This is a genomic window from Acidovorax sp. SUPP2539, from assembly GCF_030158975.1.
Classification (GTDB): Bacteria; Pseudomonadota; Gammaproteobacteria; order Burkholderiales; family Burkholderiaceae_C; genus Paracidovorax.
Genome location: NZ_BQXJ01000002.1, coordinates 691,978 through 705,828 on the forward strand (window position 1 = coordinate 691,978; position 13,851 = coordinate 705,828).

Sequence of the window (13,851 nt, forward strand, 5' to 3'; positions counted from 1 at the left end):
GTCCCATGAATGCCCTTAAAGCCTGGATCCTGCGCTACCAGTTGGCCAGCCTGGTGCTGCTCACGGTGCTGCTGGCCGTGGTGCTGCCGCTTGCCCTGGACATCTTCCGGCTGAACCTCGTGGGCAAGTACCTCACCTATGCCTTCGTGGCCATCGGCCTGGTGATGGTGTGGGGCTATGGCGGTGTGCTCAGCCTGGGGCAGGGCGTGTTCTTCGGACTGGGCGGCTATGCCATGGCGATGTTCCTCAAGCTCGAAGCCTCCGATCCCGTGAGCACCAGGATCCAGTCCACGCCCGGCATCCCCGACTTCATGGACTGGAACCAGATCACCGAGCTGCCCGCCTTCTGGGTGCCTTTCAAGAGTTTGCCGTTCGCGCTGGCGGCGGTGATCGTGGTGCCTACGCTGCTGGCCTGGATCGTGAGCTTCGCCATGTTCAAGCGCCGCGTGGGCGGGGTGTACTTCGCCATCATCACGCAGGCGGTGGCGCTGATCTGCACGGTGCTCATCATCGGCCAGCAGGGCTACACGGGCGGCGTGAACGGCATGACCGACCTGAAGACCCTTTGGGGATGGGACACACGCACCGACAGCGCCAAGTACATCCTGTACTACGTGTGCGTGGCACTTTTGGTGCTGTCCATCGTGCTGTGCCGCTTCATCCAGACCAGCAAACTGGGCACGCTGCTGCTGGCCATGCGCGACAAGGAAGACCGCGTGCGCTTCTCGGGCTACGACGTGGCCAATTTCAAGGTCTTCACCTTCTGCTTGGCGGCGGCGCTCTCAGGCATCGGCGGTGCGCTGTTCACGCTGCAGGTGGGCTTCATGTCGCCGAGCTTCGTGGGCATCGTGCCGTCCATCGAGATGGTGATCTACGCCGCCGTGGGCGGGCGCATGAGCCTGGTGGGCGCGGTGTACGGCACGCTGCTGGTGAACGCGGGCAAGACGTACTTCTCGGAGAGCTTTCCCGACTTGTGGCTGTTCCTCATGGCGGGGCTGTTCATTGGCGTGACCATGGCCTTCCCGCTGGGGCTGGCCGGCCTGTGGGAAAGCCGCATCGTGCCCTGGTGGAAGGGCCGCCGCGAGGCCTTGCGCCAGGCGGCGGTGCCCGCGCCGCACGCCGCCGCGGCACGCAGCGCCGCGGTGGATACCGAGCCGGCGGCGCACGAGCCCGGCCTGCCCGAAGGCACCCGCCGCCAGAGCGCCTGAGCGCACGCAACCGGAGCACCTCCCATGAGCAACACCGACTTCGCCCTGGCCGTGGAAGACCTGACCGTCTCGTTCGACGGCTTCAAGGCCATCGACACCCTCACGCTGTACGTGGACAGGAACGAGCTGCGCGTGATCATCGGCCCCAACGGCGCGGGCAAGACAACGCTGCTGGACCTGATCTGCGGCAAGACGCGCGCCACCAGCGGCAGCATCAAGTTCAAGAACGAGGAGCTGACGCGCATGGCCGAGCACAAGCGCGTGCGGCTGGGCATCGGCCGCAAGTTCCAGACGCCGTCCATCTACGAGAACCTGTCGGTCTTCCAGAACCTGGAGGTGTCCTATCCCACCGGGCGCACCGTGTTCGGCGCGCTGGCCTTTCGCTGCACCAGCGCGGTGAAGGAGCGGGTGCAGGACGTGGCCGACGACATCGGCCTGGGCGGGCTGCTCGCCACCGAGGCCGGCCTGCTCTCGCACGGCCAGAAGCAATGGCTGGAGATCGGCATGCTGCTGATGCAGGAGCCCGAGCTGCTGATGCTGGACGAGCCCATCGCCGGCATGAGCGCGCGCGAGCGTGAACTCACGGCCGAGCTGCTGCAGCGCATCTGCAGGAACCGCGCGGTGATCGTGATCGAGCACGACATGGAGTTCGTCAAGCGCATCGCGCACAAGGTCACCGTGATGCACCAGGGAAAGATCCTGGCCGAAGGGTCGATGGACAAGGTCCAGAACGACCCCAAGGTGATCGACGTGTACCTCGGCCACTGAGACGCGCCGCTGTCCTTTGCCCACGCCCTGAGTTTTCTGGAGCCTCAATCCATGCTGAAAGTCACAGACCTGCACGTCGCCTATGGGCAGAGCGAAGCGCTGCACGGCATCTCGTTCGAAGGCCGCGCCAATGAAACCGTGGCCATCATGGGCCGCAACGGCATGGGCAAGACCACGCTGTTCAAGAGCCTGATGGGCGTGATGCCGGTCAAGAGCGGCTGCATCAGCGTGGCCGGCCAGGAGGTGACGCGGGACGAGAGCTTTCGGCGCGTGGCCAAAGGCATCGCCTACGTGCCGCAGGGCCGCATGATCTTTCCCACGCTGACGGTGGAGGAGAACATCCAGACCGGCCTGGAGAACTCGAAGACCCGCCAGATCCCCGAAGAGATCTATGCGCTGTTCCCGGTGCTGTGGGACATGCGCCGGCGCAAGGGCGGCAATCTTTCGGGCGGGCAGCAGCAGCAGCTGGCCATCGCCCGTGCGCTGGTGACCGATCCCAAGGTGCTGCTTCTGGACGAGCCCACCGAGGGCATCCAGCCTTCGATCATCAAGGACATCGCCCGCGCGCTCAACGAGATCCGCAAGCTGCGCCAGATCACCATCGTGGTGAGCGAGCAGGTGCTCTCGTTCGCCATGGACGTGGCCGACCGCCTGTTCGTGATCGAAGGCGGCCGCCTGGTGCATGAAACCGCTCGCGCTGACACCGACCAGCAGCGCATCAAGGCCTACCTGTCCGTGTGAACGGTCACTGCCCGCGACGGATTTCCGTTCCTTCCCTCTCGCCTTCTCTTCCCTTCACTTTCCAGGAGCACGCCATGGCTGAAACCCTCATCCACGTCGATCTGAGCCAATCGCCGACCCAGAACGAGAACATCCACAACCGCTGGCACCCCGACATTCCGATGGCTTGCTGGGTGAACCCGGGCGACGATTTCATTCTGGAAACCTTCGACTGGACCGGCGGCTTCATCAAGAACAACGACAGCGCCGACGACGTGCGCGACATCGACCTGACCACGGTGCACTACCTCTCGGGCCCGGTGGGCGTCAAGGGCGCGGAGCCAGGCGACCTGCTGGTGGTGGACCTGCTCGACATCGGCGCCAAGCAGGACAGCCTGTGGGGCTTCAACGGCTTCTTCTCCAAGAAGAACGGCGGCGGCTTCCTGACCGAGCATTTCCCCGAGGCGCAGAAATCGATCTGGGACTTCAAGGGCATGTTCACCAGCTCGCGCCACATCCCGGGCGTCAACTTCGCCGGCCTGATCCACCCCGGCCTGATCGGGTGCCTGCCCGACAAGAAAATGCTCGACCTCTGGAACGAGCGTGAGCAAAAGCTCATCGACACCGATCCCACCGCCGGCCTGGCCAACCCCCCCTCGGCCGGCACCGCCCACATGGGCCGCCTGACCGGCGAAGCCAAGGCCAAGGCCGCGGCCGAAGGCGCGCGCACCGTGCCGCCGCGCGAGCACGGGGGCAACTGCGACATCAAGGACCTGTCGCGCGGATCGAAGGTGTTCTTCCCGGTCTATGTCGACGGCGCGGGCCTCTCGGTGGGCGACCTGCATTTCAGCCAGGGTGATGGCGAAATCACGTTCTGCGGCGCGATCGAAATGGCCGGCTGGGTGCACATGAAGGTGACGCTGATCAAGGGCGGCATGGCCAAGTACGGCATCAAGAACCCCATCTTCAAGCCCAGCCCGATCGTGCCGACCTACAACGATTATTTGATCTTCGAAGGCATCTCGGTCGACGAGGCGGGCAAGCAGTACTACCTGGACGTGAACGTGGCCTACCGCCAGGCCTGCCTGAACGCGATCGAGTACCTGAAGAAGTTCGGATACAGCGGCGCCCAGGCGTATTCGATCCTGGGAACGGCCCCGGTGCAGGGCCACATCAGCGGCGTGGTCGATGTGCCCAACGCCTGCGCCACGCTGTGGCTGCCGACGCAGATCTTCGAGTTCGACATCAACCCGAACGCCAGCGGCCCGGTGAAGATGCTGGACGGCAGCATCGACATGCCGCTGTCGCCCGACCTCGTCTGATTCCCGCCACGACAGGACCCCGCGCCATGCCCACCTACGACTACCAGTGCGCCACGTGTGGCGGTTTCGATGCCTTGCGCAGCCTGGCGCTGCGCAACGAGCCCGCTGCCTGCCCCCGGTGCAGCGCTGAATCCCCCCGCGTCTTCGCCAGCGCTCCCCGGCTGGCCTGCGTGAGCCCGGAGCAGCGCCGTGCGTTCGACACCAACGAGCGGGCGCAGCATGCGCCGCGCTCCTCCCACAACGGAGACGAAGGCAGTTACGGCCGGATGCGCCATCCGGCGGGGTGCGGCTGCTGCGGCTCTGGCAAGCGCAGCGCCACGGTGACGGCGGCGAACGGAGCAAAGGCGTTTCCGTCCAAGCGGCCCTGGATGATCAGCCACTAGGCGATCGGGATTTCGGCGGGCCGTGGGGCACCGCCCTGCGGCAACGCATGGCCTGAGCAACGGGGCCATGGCGCCCCCTAGAAGCACGGCTGCGATGTTGTCTTACCCCTGGGCGGTGCCTGTTGCGACACATTTCGCCCATGGCAAATCGTGTTGCAAGGTGGGTTGAGCCCTGGCGCCTGGCGGTTTGCGGCCGCCGGGCTGGACTGGCGTGGCTGCCGCTTCTCGCGGCACTGGTCGGCTGTGAAGGCCGCCATGATCTGGCTTCCAGCGGATGCCTGCCGCTGCGTGCGCCGGCCCGTGTGGTGCTGCTGCAGGAATCCGGCCTCTACCAGGTGCGTGATGCGCCGACGCTCGTGCTCTCACCGCATCCGCGCGATACGGCGAACGACCGCTTTCACGGCCTGCAGCGGGTCCGCACGCTGCCGCCGGGGACGCCGCTGGAGATCGCGCGGCTGGAACAGGCCTGGGGTTTCGACGTGGGCAAAGGGCGCATCAGCGCGTTCGGCACGTCGCCGCAGGGCGAACCCTTCGAGTACGGTTGGGGTGGTGGCACGCAGATCGGCCGCGCGCCCTGGGAACCGGCCTCCGTTGCGCCACTTCGGGCGGTGCGGTGTGGTGATTGATCCCCCGCAAGACAAAGGAGCACAGATGGCATTTTCTTTTCGCAGCGCTGCATGCATTGCGGTCATGGCCGCAGCGGCCCCGGCTTTCGCCCAGAGCGTGCTGTACACCGCGCGCCCGGCCATCGGGCTGAGCGTGAGCGACAAGATGGCGACCCGCCAACCGCGTGTGGAGTTCACCGTGACCATGCCGGACGGGAAGACGACCACCGCGACCGCCGAGCCCCAAGGGGGCGGCGAGCGGGCTGGCACCGTGCACTATCCCAGCGATTTCGGCAACGCGGGCACCCGCGTGGGCGACTACACCTGGGTGGCGCGCATCGGTGGCAAGGTGGTGCTCGACGGACGCTTCAGCTATCGGCCGACGCCGGAGGGACAGCTGCTGTTCGTTCCCCTGTAGAGGCGGTCCGATCCGGCGGCCAGGATAAAAAAAGCGCCTGCCCGCATCGCAGTGGGCAGGCGCTTCAGGGGCAGGTGGCCGGCCCGTGCGCAAGGGCCGGCGTTTTCGCGCTGGATCAGGCGGTCACGGCAGCCAGCGCCGCGTTCAGCGTGGCGCTGGGGCGCATCACGGCCTCGGTCTTCTTCGGGTCGGGCAGGTAGTACCCGCCGATGTCTGCCGGCTTGCCCTGCACGTCCGCCAGTTCACCGACGATCTTCTGCTCGTTGTCGGCCAGCGTCTTGGCCAGCCCGGCGAACTTGGCGGCCAGGGCCGTGTCCTCGGTCTGCGCGGCCAGTTCCTGGGCCCAGTACAGGGACAGGTAGAACTGGCTGCCGCGGTTGTCCAACTGGCCGGTCTTGGGGCTGGGGTTCTTGTTGTTGTCCAGCAGCTTGCCGGTGGCGGTGTCCAGCGTCCTGGCCAGCAGGGTGGCTTGCTGGTTGCCGGTCTTCAGGCCCAGGTCTTCCAGGCTGACGGCCAGGGCCAGGAACTCGCCCAGCGAATCCCAGCGCAGGTGGTTTTCTTCCACCAGTTGCTGCACGTGCTTGGGTGCCGAGCCGCCGGCACCCGTTTCGTACATGCCGCCGCCGGCCATCAGGGGCACGACGGACAGCATCTTGGCGCTGGTGCCCAGTTCCATGATGGGGAACAGGTCGGTCAGGTAGTCGCGCAGGATGTTGCCGGTGACGCTGATCGTGTCCAGGCCGCGGATCACGCGCTCCAGCGTGTAGCGCATGGCGCGCACCTGGCTCATGATCTGGATGTCCAGGCCGGTCGTGTCGTGGTCCTTCAGGTAGGTTTTCACCTTCTTGATGACTTCGTTCTCATGAGGGCGGTACGGGTCCAGCCAGAACACGGCGGGCATGCCGGAGTTGCGGGCGCGGGTCACGGCCAGCTTCACCCAGTCGCGGATCGGCGCGTCCTTCACCTGGCACATGCGCCAGATGTCGCCTTCTTCCACGTTCTGGCTCAGCAGCACTTCGCCCGTGGCCAGATCGACGATGTTGGCCACGCCGGCTTCAGGCACTTCGAACGTCTTGTCGTGCGAACCGTACTCTTCGGCCTGCTGGGCCATCAGGCCCACGTTGGGCACGGTGCCCATGGTCTTGGGGTCGAAGGCGCCATGCCATTTGCAGAAGTTGATGATCTCCTGGTAGATGCGGGCAAAGGTGCTCTCGGGGATTACCGCCTTGGTGTCCTTCAGGCGGCCGTCGGCGCCCCACATCTTGCCGCCGTTGCGGATCATGGCGGGCATCGAGGCATCGACGATCACGTCGTTGGGCGAGTGGAAGTTGGTGATGCCCTTGGCCGAATCGACCATCGCCAGCTCGGGGCGGTTTTCGTGGCAGGCGTGCAGGTCGCGCTTGATCTCGTCCTGCTTGCTCTGCGGCAGCGTGGCGATCTTGTTGTACAGATCGACCATGCCGTTGTTCACGTTCACGCCCAGCTCTTCGAACAGCTGCGCATGCTTGGCGAAGGCTTCCTTGTAGAAGATGCGCACGGCGTGGCCGAAGACGATCGGGTGCGACACCTTCATCATCGTCGCCTTGACGTGCAGCGAGAACATCACGCCGGTCTTGTGCGCGTCTTCGATCTCTTTTTCATAGAACTCGAGCAGGGCCGTCTTGCTCATGAACATGCTGTCGATGATTTCGCCGTCCTTCAGCGACACCTTGGGCTTGAGCACCGTGGTCTTGCCGCTCTTGCCGACCAGTTCCATCTTCACGTCGCGCGCCTTGTCGAGCGTGATCGACTTTTCACCGTGGTAGAAGTCGCCATGGTGCATGTGCGAGACGTGCGAGCGCGATGCCTGGCTCCACTCGGCCATGCTGTGCGGGTTCTTGCGGGCGTATTCCTTGACGGCCTTGGGTGCGCGGCGGTCGGAGTTGCCTTCGCGCAGAACCGGGTTCACCGCGCTGCCGATGCACTTGTTGTAGCGGGCGCGAATGTCCTTTTCTTCGTCGGTCGTCGGATTTTCGGGGTAGTCGGGAATCGCATAGCCCTTGCCCTGCAGCTCCTTGATGGCGGCCACCAGCTGCGATACCGATGCGCTGATGTTGGGCAGCTTGATGATGTTGGCGTCGGGCGAGAGCGTCAGCTTGCCCAGGGCGGCCAGGTTGTCGGGCACGCGCTGTGCCTCGGTCAGGCGCTCGGGAAACTGGCCCAGGATGCGGCCGGCGACCGAGATGTCGCTGGTCTCCACATGGATGCCCGCTGGGGCCGCGAAGGTCCGCACGATCGGCAGAAAGGCGGCGGTCGCCAGGGCGGGGGCTTCGTCGGTCAGCGTGTAGATGATGGTCGGTTGCGTCGTGCTCATTCGCTTGCGTTCCTTGGGAAGGGGTGACAGATCAGCCTGTGATTTTCGCGCTTTCTGAAGGCAGTCGGCACAGATGCCCCTCAGCGCCGTTCGGGGCGGGTGCCCACGCGCCCGATCATGGGCATGAAAGGGGTGCCCGCTCGACGCGCTGCTGCAGGCTCACGCGCGCGGTGCCGCTACCCGCGTAACCAGCCAGATGCCGCCGCACACCAGCACCAGGGCCACCGCGTTGCGCCATTCGAGCAGGCTTTCTTCCAGGAACCAGGCCGACAGCAAGGTGCCGAACACGGGCACCATGAAGTTGAACGCCGTGATGAGGCTCACCCGGTTGTGCTTGAGCAGCAGGCTCCAGATCGAGATCGCCAGGGACGACAGCACCACCAGATAGGCCAGCAGCGACGACGAGGCCCAGGTCACCTCGCCCAGCGCGCCGCCCGTGGCATAGCCGAGCGCCAGCAGCACCAGGCCGCCGATGGTCAACTGGTAGGCGGTCATCACGATGGGATCCATCCCCTGGGAAATGCGCTTGCCGTAGACGCCGCCCAGCGCCAGCACCAGGGCGGCGATCACCACGAAACCCTCGCCCAGCAGGGCGAACTCGAAGTCGCTCAGCGTCCCGGCCAACCCGGCGCCGAGGTTGACCGCCATGACCCCGGCGAAGCCCACGATGCAGCCCCAGGCCTTGGCATGGCTGATGCGGTCGTTGTGGTACAGGAAATGCGCCAGCAGCACGCTGAAGAAGGTGCCGGTGGCGTTCATGATCGAGGCCTTCACCCCCGTCGTGTTCGCCACGCCGATGTAGAAGAAGATGTACTGCAGCGTGGTCTGCAACAGGCCCAGCAGCGCCAATTGGCCCCAGGCCCGGGCCGGCCAGCCGCCGATCTGCCGGCCGCTGGCGGCCACCCAGGCCAGCAGCGCCAGGCCCGCCAGGGCGAAGCGCCAGCCGGCGAACACGAGTTTGGACGGGGTGTCGCTGCTGTCGATGCCGAACAGGGCGTAGCCATTCTTGATCGCAGGGTACGAACTGCCCCAGAGCAGGCAGCAAAACAACGCCAACAGGAAGACGTTCCTGCGTTGCGCTAAGGGGGAGATGGGGGGCGACATGGCTTCTTTCCAGACGGGGTGGTGCCCCAAAAAGGTGAATTTTGCACAAGTTGTACGACAACTCGGCGTGAAAATATCCTGCCTTGGCGGAATGCGGCCTCGTTTAGCTCTATTTGCGCCTCATTGTCCGATGACTATCCAAAACCGCAGTGACCGTGGACATCCAGCCCTGTGGGCGGCAACTGCCAACAGTCGGTGCCCTGCCCAGGCGATCCTGCGAGGCCGGTGCAGATACGCAAGGAATGCCTCGGCAGTTTCAGGAACCCTCGGGTGCTTTCCAGCCTTGTCGATAATGCGGCGCCATGCGATCGACTTTCGTTCCGCTCCTCCTATCCTGTTGCGCGATGGTGGCCCTGTCCGGCTGCAGCAGCCCGCCTGCGCCCCATGGCGAGGTCAAAGGCGCGTCTGCGAATGGCAGCGAATTGGGGCAGTCCGACGTGAATCGCATGGCGACGCTGGCCATGCGCGAGAACCTGGACAGTCTCTACCGGCTGATGGACAAGCTTTACCGCCGCAACCCTGCCGAATGGCGCAAGACCAGCGCCGTGGGCCGCGAGCAGGCCATGGAGCAGGTCCGCACCACCATCGAGAAGGGCGGGGTCTGGGCGCCCTTGCAGGGGCGGCGCGACATCGCGGCGATGGCCGCGGCCCTGGCGCCCGAATTCGCGGGCGACCGCGTGGCGGCGTTCATCTACGCCACGGCCGACATGCTGATCACCGCGCACGACGGAAAGATCGAGTTCTTCCTGCTCGACAGCCTGGATGCCCAGCACCTGTACAACGCGGCGCGCAACGTGGAGATCGCCGTGTGGATGCTGTCTCAGCGCCGCACCGCGGCGGGCCAGCCGCTGCTGCTGGCCGACGAGATCGGTCCGCAGGGGCGCAACCTGAGCTTCGAGCGCGAGTTCGGCAAGATCGTCGGCCGGCTCGACCTGCTGTCGGCGGTGGCCACCGAAAAGTACCGTCGCGCCGCCATCACCTATGTGCAGGGGTTGGTGGGCGGTTCTTTCCTGCAGTTCTTGCCGGTGCGATGAATCAGAGGGTGGCGGTGGGCGCTGTTTCCGGTGCTGCTCACTTGAACATGTCGGCCGAGAAGCTCTGGCGGAACCATTTCATGGCGTTGACCATGAGGGCGCCCGACGAACGGATGTTTGCCAGAAAGCGGTTGATCTCGTCCTTCAGCCGTGCCTCGTTTTGCCGAAGGCCGATATAGCATGGGCTCTCTTTGAGGAGCGCCACCTGGTGCACACGGGTCCGCAGACCGACATCCTTGATGGATTCCACCAGCACGTTGCCACCCGCGAAGAATTCGAAATGGCCTGCGGCATAGGCGTCCAGCAACGCGGCGCTGCCTTTGAATCCCTGGATTTTCGCGGCTGGCAGGAATGCCCGGACCAGGGATTCCTCGAGGCTGTTTTCCGCCGCTCCGACGACCGGGGCTGGCAGTTTCAGCAATTCGTCGCGGCTCAATTTCTGCTGGCTGAAGACACCGAGGTAGGTCGGGGCGTAGACACTGGAGAAGTCGATGCTTTTCTCGCGCTCGGGCGTCTTGCCCAGGCTGGAGATGATGATGTCGACGCGGTCTTCCAGCAGTGCCGCCAGCCGGTCCCCGCTGGGCACCGGCACCATCTGCGGCGACACGCCCAGGTGCATCGAAAGCATCTTGGCGATGGAAATGTCGAAGCCCACCAACTCGCTGCCCTGCGGAAAGCCGAACGGTGGGAAGTCCTGCGGGACCGCCACGCGCAGGACCCGGGCGGATCGGATGCGTTCCAGCTGATCGCGATGTTCGGCGGCCGCCAGCGGGCCCGACAGGCCCAGGGCCAGAATGGAGCCGCACACCAGGCGGCGTCGTTGCAGAATCTCACCGGCCCATAGGCTGGGCGTTGCACCATCGAAGGGCGATTGCATGGGAGGGCTCCTTCCTGGGAAGCGGCCAAGCACTTTCCATGCCGCTGTCCGGAGAACCCGCTCAGGAGGCGGGGCGCGGTGATGGCCCGGGCGCAGGGCGCGTAAAATCCGGCCGCCCCCGAGGAGCGTTGCAGCGCCTGCCGATCAACCGGCTCAACCAGGCGTCAGGCTCGGGCGGCGATGGCCCCACTGTCCAACGACGCTCGCCTGTTCCCAACTACCGATTGCGCAGGTGAGCCTGATGTCCGCCCCCCTTATCCCGCCTCCCATGAAGCTCTCGGGCCTCGAACCGGTTTCCATCGGCGAGGGTACGCTGTTCGTCAACATCGGCGAGCGTACCAACGTCACCGGCTCCAAGGCCTTCGCCCGCATGATCCTGAACGGCCAGTACGAAGAGGCCCTGGCTGTCGCGCGCCAGCAGGTGGAGAACGGCGCGCAGGTCATCGACATCAACATGGACGAGGCCATGCTCGACAGCAAGGCGGCCATGGTGCGCTTCCTGCAGCTGATCGCCTCCGAGCCCGACATCGCGCGCGTGCCGATCATGGTGGACTCCTCCAAGTGGGACGTGATCGAGGCCGGCCTGCGCTGCATCCAGGGCAAGGGCATCGTCAACTCCATCTCCATGAAAGAGGGCGTGGAGAAGTTCAAGCACGAGGCGCGCCTCGTGAAGCGCTACGGCGCCGCTGCCGTGGTGATGGCCTTCGACGAGGTGGGGCAGGCAGATACCTACGAGCGCAAGATCGAGATCTGCGAGCGGGCCTACCGCGTGCTGGTCGATGAGGTGGGCTTTCCGCCCGAGGACATCATCTTCGACCCCAACATCTTTGCGGTGGCCACCGGCATCGAAGAGCACAACAACTACGCAGTCGATTTCATCGAGGCCGTGCGCTGGATCAAGCAGAACCTGCCGGGCGCCAAGGTCTCGGGCGGCGTGTCGAACGTGAGCTTCAGCTTCCGCGGCAACGACCCGGTGCGCGAGGCCATCCACACCGTGTTCCTGTACCACGCCATCCAGGCCGGCATGGACATGGGCATCGTCAACGCGGGCATGGTCGGCGTGTACGACGACCTGGAACCCACCTTGCGCGATCGCGTGGAAGACGTGGTGCTCAACCGCCGCCCCGATGCCGGCGAACGTCTGGTCGAGGTGGCCGAGACGGCCCGCAGCGGTGCCAAGGACGAAAGCAAGCGGCTCGAATGGCGCGGCACGCCCGAGCACCCGAAGACCGTGGGCGAACGCCTGTCGCACGCGCTGGTGCACGGCATCACCGACTTCATCGTCGAGGACACCGAAGAGGCCTACCAGGCCATCGTCGCCAAGGGCGGGCGGCCGCTGCACGTGATCGAAGGCCCGCTCATGGACGGCATGAACGTGGTGGGCGACCTGTTCGGTGCGGGCAAGATGTTCCTGCCGCAGGTGGTCAAGAGCGCCCGGGTGATGAAGTCCGCCGTGGCCCACCTGATCCCCTACATCGAGGAAGAAAAACGCCAGGACGAACTGGCCGGCCGCGACGTGCGCAGCAAGGGCAAGATCATCATCGCCACCGTGAAGGGCGACGTGCACGACATCGGCAAGAACATCGTCACCGTGGTCCTGCAGTGCAACAACTTCGAGGTGGTGAACATGGGCGTGATGGTGCCGTGCCACGAGATCCTGGCGCGCGCCAAGGTCGAGGGCGCGGACATCGTGGGCCTGTCGGGCCTGATCACGCCCAGCCTGGAAGAGATGCAATACGTGGCCGGCGAAATGCAAAAGGACGAGCACTTTCGCATCAAGAAGATCCCACTGCTCATCGGCGGGGCCACCACCAGCCGCGTGCACACCGCCGTCAAGATCGCGCCGCATTACGAAGGCCCCGTGGTCTATGTGCCCGATGCGTCCCGCAGCGTGAGCGTGGCGCAGAGCCTGCTGGGCGACGGCGTGCAAAGCTATGTCGATGAGCTGAACGCCGACTACGACAAGGTGCGCACCCAGCACGCCAACAAGAAGCAGACGCCCCTGTGGCCGCTGGCGAAGGCCCGCGCCAACCGCACGCCCATCGACTGGTCGGCCTATCGCCCGGCCACGCCGCGGCTGCTGGGGCGGCGCATGTTCAAGAACTTCGACCTCAACGAGCTGGCCCGGTACATCGACTGGGGCCCGTTCTTCCAGACCTGGGACCTGGCCGGCCCGTACCCTGCCATCCTGACCGACGAGGTGGTGGGCGAGCAGGCCACGCGCGTCTTCGCCGACGGCAAGGCCATGCTGCGCCGGCTGGTGGAGGGCCGCTGGCTGAGTGCCAGCGGCGTGCTGGCGCTGTACCCGGCCAACAGCGTGGGCGACGACATCGAGTTCTACACCGACGAATCGCGCACCGAGGTCGCCATGACCTGGTACGGCCTGCGCCAGCAGACCGAAAAGCACGTGATCGACGGCGTGCCGCGCCCCAGCCGGTGCCTGGCCGACTTCGTGGCGCCCAAGGAAAGCGGTGTGGCCGACTACGCGGGCCTCTTTGCCGTCACGGCGGGCCTGGGCGTGGAGAAGAAAGAGCAGGCCTTTGTCGATGCGCTGGACGATTATTCGGCCATCATGCTCAAGAGCCTGGCCGACCGCTTGGCCGAAGCCTTTGCCGAATGCCTGCACCACCGCGTGCGCACCGACCTGTGGGGCTATGCGGCCGGCGAGCAGTTGAGCAACGACGACATGATCGCTGAGAAGTACCAGGGCATCCGCCCCGCGCCCGGCTACCCGGCCTGCCCGGACCACAGCGCCAAGAGCGAACTGTTCCGCGTGCTGCAGTGCGGCGAGATCGGCATGGGCCTCACCGAAAGCCTGGCCATGACGCCCGCCGCCAGCGTGAGTGGTTTCTACATCGGCCATCCCGAGAGCCAGTACTTCAACGTCGGCAAGATCGGCGAAGACCAGGTGCACGACCTGGCCACGCGGCGCGGCATGGACGAAGGCATCCTGCAGCGCCTGCTCGCACCCAACCTCTGACGGGCGGCAGCGTCACGGCGGTGCCCCCGCCGCGTCACGCTGACGTCACTCTGGCGCCACAGTCGGCGGGAAGAATGAA

At 65.6% G+C, this 13,851-nt stretch carries 12 protein-coding genes and 1 riboswitch; of the genes, 9 read left to right on the forward strand and 3 right to left on the reverse strand.

Annotated features, from left to right (window positions below; all coding sequences use genetic code 11):
• The first annotated feature begins 5 nt into the window (after positions 1-5).
• The 7 genes from urtC (at position 6) to AVTE2539_RS10780 (ending at position 5,424) form a co-directional block, all read left to right on the forward strand.
• Positions 6-1,208, forward strand: coding sequence for an urea ABC transporter permease subunit UrtC (gene urtC, locus AVTE2539_RS10750; RefSeq protein ID WP_284410464.1), 1,203 nt, complete (start codon positions 6-8; stop codon positions 1,206-1,208).
• Positions 1,209-1,232: 24 nt separating this feature from the next.
• Positions 1,233-1,976, forward strand: coding sequence for an urea ABC transporter ATP-binding protein UrtD (gene urtD / locus AVTE2539_RS10755; RefSeq protein WP_284410467.1), 744 nt, complete (start codon positions 1,233-1,235; stop codon positions 1,974-1,976).
• 51 nt (positions 1,977-2,027) lie between these two features.
• Positions 2,028-2,717, forward strand: a complete 690-nt coding sequence (gene urtE / locus AVTE2539_RS10760; protein WP_284410469.1) for an urea ABC transporter ATP-binding subunit UrtE — start codon at positions 2,028-2,030, stop codon at positions 2,715-2,717.
• Between the two features lie 74 nt (positions 2,718-2,791).
• The gene (fmdA, locus tag AVTE2539_RS10765; protein WP_272566030.1) at positions 2,792-4,018 is read left to right on the forward strand and encodes a formamidase; all 1,227 of its coding nucleotides are present in this window, start codon (positions 2,792-2,794) and stop codon (positions 4,016-4,018) included.
• A 26-nt stretch (positions 4,019-4,044) separates the two neighbouring features.
• Positions 4,045-4,401, forward strand: a complete 357-nt coding sequence (locus tag AVTE2539_RS10770) for an FmdB family zinc ribbon protein (RefSeq protein ID WP_284410471.1) — start codon at positions 4,045-4,047, stop codon at positions 4,399-4,401.
• Positions 4,402-4,541: 140 nt separating this feature from the next.
• A complete protein-coding gene (locus AVTE2539_RS10775) occupies positions 4,542-5,027 on the forward strand; it encodes a hypothetical protein (protein WP_284410473.1) in 486 nt (161 codons plus the stop codon).
• Between the two features lie 25 nt (positions 5,028-5,052).
• The gene (locus tag AVTE2539_RS10780) at positions 5,053-5,424 is read left to right on the forward strand and encodes a hypothetical protein (protein WP_284410475.1); all 372 of its coding nucleotides are present in this window, start codon (positions 5,053-5,055) and stop codon (positions 5,422-5,424) included.
• 115 nt (positions 5,425-5,539) lie between these two features.
• Here the strand turns inward: AVTE2539_RS10780 and AVTE2539_RS10785 are convergent, their stop codons facing one another.
• Both AVTE2539_RS10785 and AVTE2539_RS10790 read right to left on the reverse strand, forming a co-directional pair.
• Entirely contained in the window at positions 5,540-7,777 is a 2,238-nt protein-coding gene (locus AVTE2539_RS10785; RefSeq protein WP_272566026.1) for an NADP-dependent isocitrate dehydrogenase, read from the reverse strand.
• Positions 7,778-7,936: 159 nt separating this feature from the next.
• Positions 7,937-8,881 carry a DMT family transporter gene (locus tag AVTE2539_RS10790; protein WP_284394677.1) on the reverse strand — a complete coding sequence of 315 codons (945 nt, stop codon included), beginning with the start codon at positions 8,879-8,881 and terminating at the stop codon, positions 7,937-7,939.
• Between the two features lie 344 nt (positions 8,882-9,225).
• On the opposite strand from AVTE2539_RS10790, the gene AVTE2539_RS10795 reads away from it, so the two are divergent.
• Positions 9,226-9,915: a hypothetical protein gene (locus AVTE2539_RS10795; protein ID WP_284410477.1), complete on the forward strand. Its 690-nt coding sequence runs from the start codon at positions 9,226-9,228 to the stop codon at positions 9,913-9,915.
• A 37-nt stretch (positions 9,916-9,952) separates the two neighbouring features.
• Here AVTE2539_RS10795 and AVTE2539_RS10800 read toward each other — a convergent pair whose 3' ends face one another.
• Positions 9,953-10,792 (reverse strand): transporter substrate-binding domain-containing protein, encoded by an 840-nt coding sequence (locus AVTE2539_RS10800; RefSeq protein WP_284410478.1) that lies wholly within the window; start codon positions 10,790-10,792, stop codon positions 9,953-9,955.
• 114 nt (positions 10,793-10,906) lie between these two features.
• Positions 10,907-11,004, forward strand: a riboswitch (S-adenosyl-L-homocysteine riboswitch).
• Between the two features lie 20 nt (positions 11,005-11,024).
• On the opposite strand from AVTE2539_RS10800, the gene metH reads away from it, so the two are divergent.
• Positions 11,025-13,772 (forward strand): methionine synthase, encoded by a 2,748-nt coding sequence (gene metH / locus AVTE2539_RS10805; protein ID WP_284410480.1) that lies wholly within the window; start codon positions 11,025-11,027, stop codon positions 13,770-13,772.
• The last annotated feature ends 79 nt before the right edge of the window (positions 13,773-13,851 follow it).

What these genes read in the sequence shown, in the direction of transcription:
- urtE (WP_284410469.1), top strand. Translation starts at nt 2,028, where the DNA reads ATGCTGAAAGTCACAGACCTGCACGTCGCCTATGGGCAGAGCGAAGCG.
- AVTE2539_RS10790 (WP_284394677.1), bottom strand. Translation starts at nt 8,881, where the DNA reads ATGTCGCCCCCCATCTCCCCCTTAGCGCAACGCAGGAACGTCTTCCTG.
- AVTE2539_RS10775 (WP_284410473.1), top strand. Translation starts at nt 4,542, where the DNA reads ATGGCAAATCGTGTTGCAAGGTGGGTTGAGCCCTGGCGCCTGGCGGTT.
- AVTE2539_RS10780 (WP_284410475.1), top strand. Translation starts at nt 5,053, where the DNA reads ATGGCATTTTCTTTTCGCAGCGCTGCATGCATTGCGGTCATGGCCGCA.
- AVTE2539_RS10800 (WP_284410478.1), bottom strand. Translation starts at nt 10,792, where the DNA reads ATGCAATCGCCCTTCGATGGTGCAACGCCCAGCCTATGGGCCGGTGAG.
- urtC (WP_284410464.1), top strand. Translation starts at nt 6, where the DNA reads ATGAATGCCCTTAAAGCCTGGATCCTGCGCTACCAGTTGGCCAGCCTG.
- AVTE2539_RS10795 (WP_284410477.1), top strand. Translation starts at nt 9,226, where the DNA reads ATGGTGGCCCTGTCCGGCTGCAGCAGCCCGCCTGCGCCCCATGGCGAG.
- urtD (WP_284410467.1), top strand. Translation starts at nt 1,233, where the DNA reads ATGAGCAACACCGACTTCGCCCTGGCCGTGGAAGACCTGACCGTCTCG.
- AVTE2539_RS10770 (WP_284410471.1), top strand. Translation starts at nt 4,045, where the DNA reads ATGCCCACCTACGACTACCAGTGCGCCACGTGTGGCGGTTTCGATGCC.
- AVTE2539_RS10785 (WP_272566026.1), bottom strand. Translation starts at nt 7,777, where the DNA reads ATGAGCACGACGCAACCGACCATCATCTACACGCTGACCGACGAAGCC.
- fmdA (WP_272566030.1), top strand. Translation starts at nt 2,792, where the DNA reads ATGGCTGAAACCCTCATCCACGTCGATCTGAGCCAATCGCCGACCCAG.